This window comes from Citrobacter freundii complex sp. CFNIH9 (assembly GCF_002903305.1).
GTDB classification, from domain to species: Bacteria; Pseudomonadota; Gammaproteobacteria; order Enterobacterales; family Enterobacteriaceae; genus Citrobacter; species Citrobacter portucalensis.
The window spans coordinates 3,330,315-3,343,157 of the sequence record NZ_CP026238.1; the positions used below are offsets into that span (position 1 = coordinate 3,330,315).

General features: G+C 52.7%; 11 protein-coding genes. 4 read left to right on the plus strand and 7 right to left on the minus strand.

All coding sequences use genetic code 11. From position 1 onward, the window contains the following. Positions 1-13 precede the first annotated feature (13 nt). Together osmF and bglX are read right to left on the minus strand one after the other, a co-directional pair. Positions 14-931, minus strand: a complete 918-nt coding sequence (gene osmF / locus C2U43_RS17115) for a glycine betaine ABC transporter substrate-binding protein OsmF (RefSeq protein WP_008785251.1) — start codon at positions 929-931, stop codon at positions 14-16. 232 nt (positions 932-1,163) lie between these two features. Next, complete coding sequence (gene bglX, locus C2U43_RS17120; protein WP_103285544.1) at positions 1,164-3,461, minus strand: beta-glucosidase BglX; 2,298 nt, start codon at positions 3,459-3,461, stop codon at positions 1,164-1,166. 232 nt (positions 3,462-3,693) lie between these two features. On the opposite strand from bglX, the gene dld reads away from it, so the two are divergent. Beyond that, on the plus strand, positions 3,694-5,403 hold the full coding sequence (gene dld / locus C2U43_RS17125; RefSeq protein WP_020996666.1) for a D-lactate dehydrogenase: 1,710 nt from the start codon (positions 3,694-3,696) through the stop codon (positions 5,401-5,403). A 101-nt stretch (positions 5,404-5,504) separates the two neighbouring features. Here the strand turns inward: dld and pbpG are convergent, their stop codons facing one another. Beyond that, the gene (pbpG, locus tag C2U43_RS17130; RefSeq protein ID WP_048234922.1) at positions 5,505-6,452 is read right to left on the minus strand and encodes a D-alanyl-D-alanine endopeptidase; all 948 of its coding nucleotides are present in this window, start codon (positions 6,450-6,452) and stop codon (positions 5,505-5,507) included. A 180-nt stretch (positions 6,453-6,632) separates the two neighbouring features. Beyond that, complete coding sequence (locus tag C2U43_RS17140; RefSeq protein ID WP_003834475.1) at positions 6,633-7,220, minus strand: Yip1 family protein; 588 nt, start codon at positions 7,218-7,220, stop codon at positions 6,633-6,635. Between the two features lie 212 nt (positions 7,221-7,432). Here C2U43_RS17140 and C2U43_RS17145 point away from each other — a divergent pair, with 212 nt between their 5' ends. Next, positions 7,433-8,002, plus strand: coding sequence for a DedA family protein (locus C2U43_RS17145; protein WP_003834476.1), 570 nt, complete (start codon positions 7,433-7,435; stop codon positions 8,000-8,002). 37 nt (positions 8,003-8,039) lie between these two features. Here C2U43_RS17145 and mdtQ read toward each other — a convergent pair whose 3' ends face one another. Beyond that, complete coding sequence (gene mdtQ, locus C2U43_RS17150) at positions 8,040-9,479, minus strand: multidrug resistance outer membrane protein MdtQ (RefSeq protein ID WP_008785255.1); 1,440 nt, start codon at positions 9,477-9,479, stop codon at positions 8,040-8,042. A gap of 169 nt (positions 9,480-9,648) precedes the next feature. Between mdtQ and C2U43_RS17155 the strand changes: the two genes are divergently transcribed. After that, a complete protein-coding gene (locus C2U43_RS17155) occupies positions 9,649-10,383 on the plus strand; it encodes a class I SAM-dependent methyltransferase (protein WP_103285545.1) in 735 nt (244 codons plus the stop codon). Between the two features lie 70 nt (positions 10,384-10,453). Next, positions 10,454-10,537 carry a small membrane protein YohP gene (gene yohP, locus C2U43_RS30230; RefSeq protein ID WP_015572324.1) on the plus strand — a complete coding sequence of 28 codons (84 nt, stop codon included), beginning with the start codon at positions 10,454-10,456 and terminating at the stop codon, positions 10,535-10,537. A gap of 88 nt (positions 10,538-10,625) precedes the next feature. Here yohP and dusC read toward each other — a convergent pair whose 3' ends face one another. Both dusC and C2U43_RS17165 read right to left on the minus strand, forming a co-directional pair. Further along, entirely contained in the window at positions 10,626-11,585 is a 960-nt protein-coding gene (gene dusC, locus C2U43_RS17160; RefSeq protein WP_100272124.1) for a tRNA dihydrouridine(16) synthase DusC, read from the minus strand. Between the two features lie 61 nt (positions 11,586-11,646). Beyond that, positions 11,647-12,840 (minus strand): 3-hydroxybenzoate 6-monooxygenase, encoded by a 1,194-nt coding sequence (locus tag C2U43_RS17165; protein WP_032943986.1) that lies wholly within the window; start codon positions 12,838-12,840, stop codon positions 11,647-11,649. Positions 12,841-12,843: the final 3 nt, after the last annotated feature.

The window sequence follows — 12,843 nt, forward strand, 5'->3', positions numbered from 1 at the left end:
GCTGCAAACTCCGTTACTTCACCCATCCTTTTTGCTTCAGGTAGTCTGCTGCAACTTTTTTCGCATCCAGCCCCTCCACGGCAATACTGGCATTCAGCTGCTGCAACGTTTTTTCATCCAGGCTGGCAAAAACCGGTTGTAGCCATTCTCCCATTTGCGGGTAGTCTTTCAGCACCGATTCACGTACGACGGGTGCTGGCGCATAAATGGGCTGGACACCTTTTGGATCGCTTAAAGTTTGCAGACCGAGCGCCGCAACCGGGCCATCGGTGCCATAAGCCATCGCCGCATTGACGCCAGAAGTCTGCTGCGCCGCTGCTTTAATCGTCACCGCGGTATCTCCCCCAGCTAGCGACAACAGCTGATTTTGATTTAGTTTGAAATCATAGGCTTTTTCAAACGCAGGCAACGCGTCAGCCCGTTCGATAAATTCAGCAGAGGCAGCAAGTTTGAACGTTCCCCCGTCTTTCAGGTAGCGGCCTAAATCAGCAAGGGACTCAAGCTTGTTCTTTTGCGCGACATCCTGGCGTACCGCAATGGTCCAGGTATTGTTGGCAGGAGCAGGCGTTAGCCAGACCAGCTTATTTTGCTCTGCATCCAGCTTTTTCACTTTCTCGAAACCGGCCTGCGCATTTTTCCACGCCGGATCATTTTCATCTTTAAAAAAGAATGCGCCATTACCGGTATATTCCGGATAAATATCCAGCTCACCGGAGGTGATTGCCCCACGCACTACTGGGGTGGTGCCCAGCTGTACTTTATTGACAGTTTTCACGCCATGGCTTTCGAGCACCTGCAAAATAATGTTGCCGAGCAGCGCCCCTTCGGTATCTATTTTTGAACCAACCGTGACGGGTGACGCGGCCTGTAAGGGTAGGCTTATCGCGGCTAACAGCACCAGCGAACCCACCGATACTTTTGAGATTATCATGCTGTACTCCTCATCCTTTTGCGGCCCTTTTCAGAGACTTGAGGAAAAAGCATAGTCGAAAAATCAAGCCTTAACCTGGCAATTGGGTGGTAACGCTGAGAGTTATTAGCGGTAAGGCGATAATAAAATAAAAAAAATCCGGCAAACCCAATATGAATTTGCCGGATGATACGACTTTGTCAGCCTGATAAGCGTAGGGCCATCAAGCATGCTGCATGACTTTATTCATCTATTACAGCAGTTCAAATTCGCCCTGCTTCACTCTGGCGGAATCCACGCCGATGAAAACGTTAAATTTGCCAGGTTCTGCATCGTATTTCATCTGCTGGTTCCAGAATTTGAGCGCTTCAATATCAATCGGGAAGCTGACGGTCTGGGTTTCACCTGGCTTAAGATTCACTTTTTCAAAACCTTTCAGCTGTTTTACCGGACGACTCATGGAGGCGGTCACATCCTGTAAATACATCTGAATCACCGTTGCACCTTCGCGCTTGCCGGTGTTGGTCACCTGCACGCTGGCCGTCACGGTTCCGTCACGCTTCATCGTCGGAGAAGAGAGCTTCACATCAGAAACCGTAAACGTGGTGTAGCTCAGGCCATATCCAAAGGGATACAACGGACCATTGGCTTCATCAAAGTAGCGCGAGGTGTACTTGTTCGGCTTATCGGCGTTATACGGACGACCGGTATTGAGATGGCTGTAATAGACCGGGATCTGTCCAACAGAGCGCGGGAAAGACATCGGCAGCTTGCCTGACGGATTGTAATCACCAAACAGCACATCGGCGATGGCGTTACCGCCTTCCGTCCCGGCAAACCAGGTTTCGAGGATCGCATCGGCTTGTTGATCTTCCTTAACCAGCGCCAGCGGACGACCGTTCATCAACACCAGAACCAGAGGTTTACCCGTGGCTTTCAGCGCGGCAATCAGGTCACGCTGACTTTGTGGAATGGTGATATCGGTGCGGCTGGAGGCTTCATGCGCCATGCCCTGCGCTTCACCGACTACCGCGACAACCACATCAGATTGCTTCGCGGCGTTAACGGCTTCATCGATCATCGCCTGCGGCGAACGCGGGTCAACCTTTACCGCTTCTTCATACAGGTTGAGGAAATCGACAATGCCTTTGTCGTTGGTGATATTCGCCCCTTTGGCGTACAGCACTTTGCCCTGTTCGCCGACGGCATTTTTAATCCCCGTCAGTACCGTTACCGACTGTTCGGCAACACCGGCGGCGGACCAACTGCCCATCACATCACGCTTGCTGTCGGCCAGCGGACCGACAACCGCCACTGTGGCCGATTTTTTCAGCGGCAACGTTTCCAGACGGTTTTTCAGCAGCACCAGGCTTTCGCGCGCCACTTCACGCGCCTCTTTGCGATGCAAACGGCTTTCTGCGTTGGTGTCCTGTGGGTCAGATTCTTTGGCCCCCAGATGGCTGTACGGATCGTTAAACAGCCCCATATCATATTTCACGTTCAGCACGTGGCGCGCGGCGTCGTCCAGCTCCGCCATCGTCACTTTGCCGGATTTAATCAAGCCCGGCAGATATTTGCTGTAATACTCATCGCTCATACTCATGTTGATGCCGGACTTGATCGCCACACGCACCGCATCTTCAGGATCGGAGGCGGTACCGTGCTTAATCAGTTCCTTAATCGCGCCGTGATCGGAAACGGTAATCCCCTTAAAGCCCCACTCATCACGCAGCACGTCTTTTAACAGCCAGGCGTCTGAGGTTGCAGGCGTACCGTTTAGCGAATTAAGACCCACCATCACCGCACCGCTACCGGCGTCCAGCCCGGCTTTATACGGCGGCATATAGTCGTTGAACAGACGCTGTGGGCTCATATCGACGGTGTTATATTCCTTGCCACCTTCAACCGCGCCATAGGCGGCGAAGTGCTTGACGCTGGTCATCACCGAATAGCGGTCAGCCGGGCTTTTCCCCTGCATCGCTTCCACCATGGTTTTACCCATCGTAGCCGTTAAATACGTGTCTTCACCAAAACCTTCTGAAGCACGGCCCCAGCGCGGATCGCGAGAGACATCGACCATTGGCGCCCAGGTCATATTCAGACCATCATCGGCAGCTTCATACGCGGAAATACGGCCAACGGTTCTGACCGCATCGAGATTAAAAGAGGACGCCAGGCCGAGACTTATCGGGAACACGGTACGCTGGCCGTGCAATACGTCGTAGGCAAAAAAGAGAGGAATTTTCAGGCGGCTGAGCGCCATCACCTGATCCTGCATTTTGCGGATATCCTGGCGCGTGACGGTGTTAAAAATTGCCCCAACCTGCCCGTCTTTGATCATCTCGCGGATGGCTTCTTTCGGGTTATCAGGCCCGACGCTTATCAAGCGTAGTTGCCCAATTTTCTCATCCACGGTCATCTGTTTAAGTAAATCGGTAACGAATGCATCCCGCGCTTCTGGCGTCAGAGGATGGTTACCAAACAGCGTGTCCGCCAGCGCTGGTTGCAACGCCAGACTCACCGCGACACCTACAGAACATAGCCATTTCATGTTGATTCTCTCTTTATTTTTTCCCGACGAGGCAGCGAAAATATAACAAAAACCGCAGTTTGCCGTAAGACTAAACGGGAGCGATAAAGAAAGCTAAGGTTATTCTCCTAATTTTCGAAACCAACGCGACTCAGTGGAAGACAACCCAGAGACAATGTGAATGAGAAAGCGTATTGTCATACAAAGCGCTATGCTTGTTCCTGATATTGAGTCCCACCACAAGGAGTGGAGAATGTCTTCCATTACAACAGATAATAAAGCTTTTCTGAATGAACTGACCCGTCTGGTAGGTCATTCACACCTGCTCACAGACCCTGCTAAAACCGCCCGCTATCGCAAGGGATTCCGCTCCGGTCAGGGCGATGCACTCGCCGTGGTGTTCCCTGGCTCGCTTTTAGAACTGTGGCGCGTCCTCAACGCTTGCGTCGCTGCAGATAAAATTATCCTGATGCAGGCCGCCAACACTGGGCTGACCGAAGGCTCTACGCCGAGCGGTAATGATTACGACCGCGAGATTGTCATTATCAGCACCCTGCGCCTTGATAAGCTGCACGTCATCGGCAAAGGCGAACAGGTGCTGGCCTATCCCGGCACCACGCTTTATTCACTGGAAAAAGCGCTCAAACCGTTTGGCCGTGAGCCGCATTCGGTGATCGGATCTTCCTGTATCGGCGCTTCAGTGATTGGCGGTATTTGTAACAACTCCGGCGGCTCGCTGGTTCAGCGCGGTCCGGCATACACGGAGATGTCGCTGTTTGCGCGTATTGACGAGCAGGGTAAATTACAGCTGGTTAACCATCTGGGTATCGAACTGGGCCAGACCCCGGAACAGATCCTTAGCAAACTTGATGACGAGCGGATCAAAGATGACGATGTGCGCCATGACGGGCGTCATGCACACGATCACGACTACGTTACCCGCGTCAGAGATATTGAGGCGGACACGCCCGCTCGCTATAACGCCGACCCGGATCGGTTGTTTGAATCATCCGGTTGTGCAGGCAAGCTCGCGGTTTTTGCGGTGCGTCTGGACACCTTCGAAGCCGAAAAAAACCAGCAGGTCTTTTACATCGGTACCAACCAGCCAGAGGTGCTGACGGAGATCCGCCGTCATATTTTGGCAAAATTTGAGCATCTGCCGGTCGCCGGTGAATATATGCACCGCGATATTTATGACATCGCTGAGCAATACGGCAAAGATACGTTTCTGATGATCGACAAGCTCGGCACCGACAAAATGCCGTTCTTCTTCACCCTGAAAGGTCGCACCGATGCGATGCTGGAAAAAGTGAAAATTTTCCGTCCACATTTCACCGATCGGGCAATGCAGAAATTTGGCCATTTGTTCCCCAGCCACTTACCAGCGCGCATGAAAAGCTGGCGCGATAAGTACGAACATCACCTGCTGTTAAAAATGGCCGGTGGTGGCGTGGCTGAAGCGCAAAACTGGCTAAGCGAGTTTTTCAAAACCGCTGAAGGCGACTTCTTTGCCTGTACGCCGGAAGAAGGCAGCAAGGCGTTTTTGCATCGCTTTGCGGCGGCTGGCGCGGCGATTCGTTATCAGGCCGTACATGCCGATGAAGTGGAAGATATTCTGGCGCTGGATATCGCGCTGCGCCGTAACGACACCGAATGGTACGAGCATCTGCCTGCAGAGATCGACAGCCAACTGGTGCACAAACTCTATTACGGCCACTTTATGTGCTACGTCTTCCATCAGGATTACATCGTGAAAAAAGGCGTGGATGCGCATGCGCTGAAAGAGCAGATGCTGGAGCTTCTGCACGAGCGCGGAGCACAGTATCCAGCAGAGCATAACGTCGGACATCTGTATAAAGCACCGGAGACATTAACCCGTTTTTACCGCGAGAATGACCCCACCAACAGTATGAATCCGGGGATTGGTAAAACGAGTAAGCAAAAGTTCTGGAAAGAGTCGTAAACCAGAAAAAGATAAGCGCCACCGGACATGTTGCCGGGGGCGCTTCGCTTGCCCGGCCTACCGCTACATTAGCTATGTGTATGCCGGATGAGGTGTCTTATTTAATCGTTCTGTGCAGTTTGCTCGCTCGTCGCTGAACCCGCCGCTGCCATCTGCGCCGCTTTTTGCTTTTTATAGCTCAGCGCCGCTGCCGGAACCGGCATCACCTTGCCCGTTTCGATCCAGGTACGTAAACGGCTGGCATCGGCAAAGTGGGTATATTTACCGAACGCATCCATCACCACCAGCGCCACCGGTTTGTTATTGATCACGGTGCGCATCACCAGACAGTGGCCTGCCGCATTGGTAAACCCGGTTTTGGTTAACTGAATATTCCAGTTATCGCGGTATACCAGATGGTTGGTGTTACGGAATGGCAGCGTATAAGCCGGGTTGGCAAAGGTCGCCATATCTTCACGCGTGGTGCTTAACTGGCCAATCAGCGGATACTGCTTGCTGGCGATCAGCAGCTTGGTTAAATCACGAGCGGTCGAGACGTTATGAATCGATAAGCCGGTTGGTTCCACAAAGCGTGTCTGAGTCATGCCGAGCGCTTTCGCTTTGGCATTCATAGCCTTAATAAACGCGTTATAACCGCCAGGGTAATGATGCGCCAGGCTCGCCGCCGCACGGTTTTCTGATGACATCAGCGCCAGCAGCAGCATGTCTTTACGGCTAATTTCACTGTTCAGTCGCACACGAGAGTAGATGCCTTTCATTTCCGGCGTCTGGCTGATATCAACTTTCAGCTTCTCATCCAACGGCAGTCGTGCATCAAGCACCACCATCGCGGTCATTAATTTGGTAATCGACGCAATCGGACGCACAAGGTCCGGGTGGTTCGAATAGATAACTTTGTTGGTATTCAGATCAACAATCATCGCGCTACCGGACGCTATCTCAGGCTGAGAAGCTGCTGCGGTAGTTGCCGTTTTAGCCACGGCTTGGGGTGCAAAAGGAACGGCCAGCACCAGGGCAAGGCTTAATAATGAAACTCGGAATTTCAGCATGATGAGATTTCTGATAATGGTTCACGCACGTCACAACGCACACCGCCAGAGACTAAGTATTATCTCAAGCTAGCTCAGGCATCATAGCGATCCGGCAGGTTTGCCGCCACAGGAGAATCGTCTCGAAATGCTGCGTTGCTGACTTTTACGTCAACAACGCAGCGCAGACAGGTTTATCCGTCAGAATAACCGATAGCCGTAACCCCACAGGATTACCGTAATCGCCAGCAGAACTTCCAGTACCAGCACACCGATCGCCAGCGTCGAACTGGAAAAGCTCAGGCCTTCCTCTTTAGAGATATTCAGGAACGTCGGAATGCCGAGATAGAGTAAATAACCGGTGTAAAACAACGCAATGGTCCCCACCAATGCGCACAGCCAGACCAGCGGATAAAGTGCGACCAATCCGCTTAAAAACAGCGGCGTCGCAACATACCCTGCAAAGACCATACAGTGGGCCAACGACGGGCGCTGCGGGTAATTACGTGCCATCCACCAGATAACCCGGCCCATGACGGCGACGCCTGCCAGCATCACCCCGTAAAACAGAATTGCCATCGCAAATCCGGTCAACAGAGATAACTTCAGGATATTGCCATCGCCAAAATTCCAGCCGATTTGCGTGGTACCGATAAATGCGCAAACAACCGGGATTGCCGCCATCAGCAGTACATGGTGGGTATAGTGATGCGAAACACTTTCGTTTTCGCTGTTGATCACGTGCATTTCACGATCGGGATGGGAAAACAGCCCCCAGACATGGTTCATACCGCCCCCTTATTGTCAGCTCCGGACCTCAACACTTCAAGTATAATTCAGCTTTTGATTATTTTATGTACACATGAAAAATACCGAAGCGCCGAAGCGCCGAAGCGCCATCAGGCATTAGGGAACTGAACGACGTTAAGCGCTACTACGCGGCTTTTCCGGCATCAAGTATTCATAGGGTGTATGCTATTACCGTGGAGGTCATACAACGTATGGATATAACGCATTATGTTGCGCAGTACGGCTATGCTGCGTTAATCATCGGCAGCCTGGCGGAAGGTGAAACCATTACCCTGTTAGGCGGTGTCGTGGCGCATCAGGGAGTCCTGAAATTCCCGCTGGTGGTACTCTCGGTCGCACTAGGTGGGATGATTGGCGATCAGTTGCTCTATTTACTCGGACGTCGTTTTGGCGGCAAAATTCTGCGTCGTTTCTCGCGCCATCAGGCGAAAATTCATTATGCGCAGAAAATGATCCAACGGCGTCCTTACCTGTTTGTGGTCGGTACGCGCTTTATGTACGGCTTTCGCGTTATTGGTCCCTTACTGATTGGCGCCAGTCACCTGCCGCCGAAGATCTTTTTACCGCTGAATATTCTTGGCGCGTTTGTCTGGGCATTGCTATTTACCACCCTCGGCTACGTCGGTGGTGAAGTGATCGCGCCGTGGCTGCACAGCCTCGACCAGCATATCAAGCATGGCATCTGGCTGGTGCTGGTTATCGGGATAGTCGCGGGCGTCCGCTGGTGGATGAAACGCCGAAGCACGCGTAAAGCGCAATGAAGATGGCCCGACAGCGGAACACCGTCGGGCCGAACAATCAGGATGCGTGATAACCGCCGCCCAGCGCGCTGGTCAACTGGATTGAGGCATCCAGCCACTGGCCTTGCAAAAGCAGACCGTTGCACTGTTCACGTAATGCCGGGATCTTTGCCTCGCTAACCCTGGAGCCCGCAATAATACCCGCATTAAAGCGCGCCTGCGCCAGCCCCACTACGCGCTGAGCGTCATGTTCAATCTGCTGCTGATGCTGATTTTTCTGCGCCAGTGTTTCTACCTGCGATGCCGCACGTGCCACGTCATTCACCGCATCCACCACAGCTTTGTTGTAATTCGCCACCGTCAGGTTACTTTGCGCTTTCGTAATATCGAGATTCGCATTCAGCCTGCCACTGTCAAAGATTGGCAGCGTCAGCCCGGCGGTTACGCCCATTTGCTGCGCGGAATGGCGGAACAGGTCACTCAGATGTAACGCATCCTGTTGTAAAAATGCCATCAGATTCACATCGGGATAAAACGCCGCTTTCGCCGCATCAATGCTGCTCAGCGATGACTCAATGTACCAGTGAGCTGCCTGCAAATCTGGTCGACGGGCCAGCAGCGAGTAGCCCAATTGGGACGGGAGCTGACTTTCAACCACGGGCAGTTTGGTCGAATGGAGCTTCAGGGCAACGGACTGCGAGTTGCTCAGCGCGCTTAGGCGCGCCTCAATCACCTTCATTTTACCGCTGACATCATTCAGCTGCTGCTCTGTTTTGCTGGAATCGATATCGGTTTCGACGCCTTCCACCGAAGAAGTGAGGCCGTTTTGATACAGTTGACGATCGACGGTAATCACGTTTTGCTGCTCAGTTTCGATTTGCGTCAGCACGGTTTTCAGCGCCGCCTGCGTCTGCCATTCCCAGTAAAGACGGGAGACACCGCTCGCCAGCAGCTGCCGGGTTTGCTCGCGCTCAGCCTCACGCGCCTTAACGGCTCCAATGCGCGCAGTCACTTCGGCCCGATTCTTACCCCACAGATCCAGATTCCAGCCGGCGGTTAAACCAAAGGTTCCATTGGTGTACCACGGCCCCGTGGTTCCTGCTGCGGGATCGGTTATGGCGAAAGGTCCCATCAGCCCCTCAGCTGACATTCTCTGACGCTCAACGTCTGCGGAGAAGTCGATCTCTGGGCCATCTTGTGCTTCCACGGCCTTAGCCTGCGCCTCCGCCAGTTGAATGCGCTGTTCCGCGACCTGCATATCAGGAGAATTTCGCAACGTGCTGTCAATCAACGCATTAAGCTGGGGGTCGTGATATGCCTTCCACCACTGGCTGTCCGGCCAGCCATTTTTTAACGCGGCAGGCAATGTGGTATCGACATTTGCGGCAGGCGTCTGCTGTGACAGAGACTGGCGGTCATCATGCATCGGCGCGCAGCCAGACATCAGAACAAAAAGCGGCAACAATGCCGTCGTGACAAACACAGAATTACGATTCATGGAGATATACAGGTAAGAAAAGATGTGCAGAGATTACGACTTGTCGCTGTTGCTTTTTTAGTTACGCGTGGCAATACATCTTTGGCAATAAAAATATATAATCAGAAAAATATACACCTCGTGAATAATATAGATTAAATAATTTTAATAATTAATGGATGGAGATGTTATGTCACAGAATATCTATGACGATCCTGAGTTCTTTGCCGGATATGCCACGCTGGATCGTTCAGTAAAGGGACTCGACGGCGCGCCAGAATGGCCGACAATACAAGCGATGCGCCCCTCTCTTCAAGGCAAAAATATTCTTGATTTGGGCTGTGGATATGGTTGGTTTTGCCGCTACGCGTGCGATAATCAGGCAGCCAGCGTAATGGGACTGGATATTTCACAAAAAATGTTAACCCAGGCACACAGTATGACACAGGGTAATGGCATCGTTTATCAGCGTGAAGATCTCGAAACGCTAACCCTGTCCCCAAATTCTTTTGACCTAGTTTATAGCTCGCTTGCCCTGCACTATTTGCACGATATAGAACGATTATTCGTAACCATTTACCAGTCATTAACACCAGGCGGTATGTTAGTTTTCTCTGCCGAGCATCCAATTTATACCGCACCGCTTAATCAGGGTTGGATAAAAGATAAATCCGGGCAGCTATCCTGGCCGGTTAATCATTATCAGCAGGAAGGTGAGCGCATCAGTAACTGGTTTGCTGAAGGCGTCAAAAAACAGCACCGTAAGCTGGCGACCTGGATTAATGCGCTGATTGCCGCCGGATTCGAGATCGTCTGTGTCGATGAATGGGGACCGTCCGCGCAACAGATTGCTGAAAACCCGGCTTTAGATGAAGAAAAAGAGCGGCCGATGGTGTTTCTGCTCAGCGCACGTAAACCAGCATAACAACGCCTCCAGGCAGAATGATTGATACTTTCCTATACTCAATCTGAACTTACCAAAAAAAGGAAAGTTAATGAAAATTCTGCTGTGGGTAATTCTGATTATTTTTCTGATTGGGCTATTGGTGGTAACAGGCGTGTTTAAGATGATTTTCTGATGTCGTCATTTCGCCCAGGCCTGATAGCAGAAATCTCAGGCTATTCTTCTCTCTGATGCCGGATGGCGGCGTAAACGCCTTATCCGGCCTACTGGAACTGAGAGCAGGCAGTAATCTCGATAGCCTGAATCGCACGTGCGATATCCGGCGAATTATTTAACGCACGAATTTCCTGAAACAGTTCTGTTGCCTCTGAATATTCTTTGCGCAAATACCCTAACCACTGCTTAATCCGCGCTACATGATACAGCCCGGTGTCCCCCTGCTTTTCAAGGCGGGTATATTTTTGCAACAGCGTCACGACTTCAGGCCACGGCATACGCGGCTCGTTGTATTTCACCACGCGGCTCAGGTTCGGAATATTTAATGCGCCACGTCCGATCATCACCGCATCGCATCCGCTGATGGCCATACAATCCTGGGCGCTCTGCCAGTCCCAGATTTCGCCATTCGCAATAACCGGAATGGACAGCCGCTGACGGATCTCGCCAATCGCCTGCCAGTTGATATGTTCCGCCTTGTAGCCCTGCTCTTTGGTTCGGCCATGCACCGCAAGTTCGCTGGCACCAGCCTGCTGGACGGCATCGGCAATTTCAAACTGCCGGTCGCTGTTGTCCCAGCCCAGACGAACTTTCACCGTCACCGGAAGATGAGCCGGGACCGCCTCGCGCATAGCTTTTGCGCCCCGGTAGATAAGCTCAGGATCTTTCAATAATGTTGCGCCACCGCCGCTACCGTTCACCAGCTTCGATGGACAGCCACAGTTTAGATCGACACCGTACGAGCCCAGTTCTACCGCTCGTGCGGCATTCTCCGCCAGCCACTGCGGATACTGTCCTAACAGCTGAATGCGAACCAACGTGCCGGATGGCGTCCGGCTGTTGTTATGCAGTTCCGGGCAAAGTCGATGAAATACTTTTGCCGGCAGGAGCTGATCCACCACGCGCACAAACTCGGTAATGCACAGATCGTAATCATTCACTTCAGTCAGCAGCTCGCGCACCAGTGAGTCGAGCACGCCTTCCATCGGCGCCAGTAAAACACGCATATCGTCACCCGCAAAAAAAGAGGCGCTATGGTAGCGCCTCCGTTCGGGAGATTAAAGAGGCTCAGCGCGGCAACAGACAGTTATCTTCTTTCCAACCGTACAGCCATTCCATACCGCGATAAAACTCTGCCTGCGATTTGTCTTTCCACAGCAGATTACGCACCTGCCGCTCGACGCCTGCGGCGTGGTAGACACGGCCCATTTCACGCGTTGACCAGACGATGCGTGCGGTACGCGGAATACGCACCGACTCATACAGCGCAAAGGCATCAGCCGCATCGCCATCACACTGCTGTAGCGCTTTACCGAGCGTTACCGCGTCTTCCAACGCCATACAGGCACCCTGCGCCATATATTGCGCCACCGGGTGCGCGGCATCCCCCACCAGCGTGATGCGGTCGGTTCCCCATTTTTCTACCGGCTCGCGGTCGGCGGTGGACCAGCGCCGCCATGACGTCGGTTTATCAAGCATCTGACGCGGGCGCGGATGAATACCCGCAAAATAGGAGAGCACTTCCTCTTTGCTGCCATCCTTCACACCCCACTCTTCCTGCTGACGACTGTGGAAGGTCACCACCAGGTTATATTGCTTACCGCCGCGCAGCGGATAGTGCACCAGGTGACAGTGTGGTCCGGCCCACAGCACCGGCGCGTTAATGCGTAAATCTTCCGGCATATCATCGCAATCAATCACGGCGCGATAGACCACGTGTCCGGTAACCCGTGGCGCATCGCCAATCAGAGACTGACGAACGACCGATTTTACACCGTCACAGCCCACCAAAATATCCGCCGTCCAGCTGTTGCCGTGCTCATCAAATACCGTCACGTCATTCTCTGTCTGGCGAATATCAACCACGTTAGTTGAAGTGCGATACTCAACGTTAGGATGCACCAGCGCCGCTTCCCAAACGCTGGCGTGAATATCAACCCGATGGATAACCGCATAAGGACCGCCAAAGTGATCGCGGAACGCCTGGCCGGTTTCAATGCGGACCACCTCTTTTGCGTTTACCGCATCCATCATCGTGATGTGGTCGGTAAAAACGGCACGCTGACGGGCGACTTCTCCCACGCCAAGGCTGTCCAGAGCAGAGAATGCATTCGGCCCGAGCTGAATACCCGCGCCAATTTCACCAATCTCGTGCGCTTTCTCCAGCAACATCACTTTAATGCCCTGACGGGCCAGCGATAGCGCGGTCGCCGCGCCGCCAATCCCGCCACCCACGATAATTGCGCGTGTCACTTTAGCCATTGT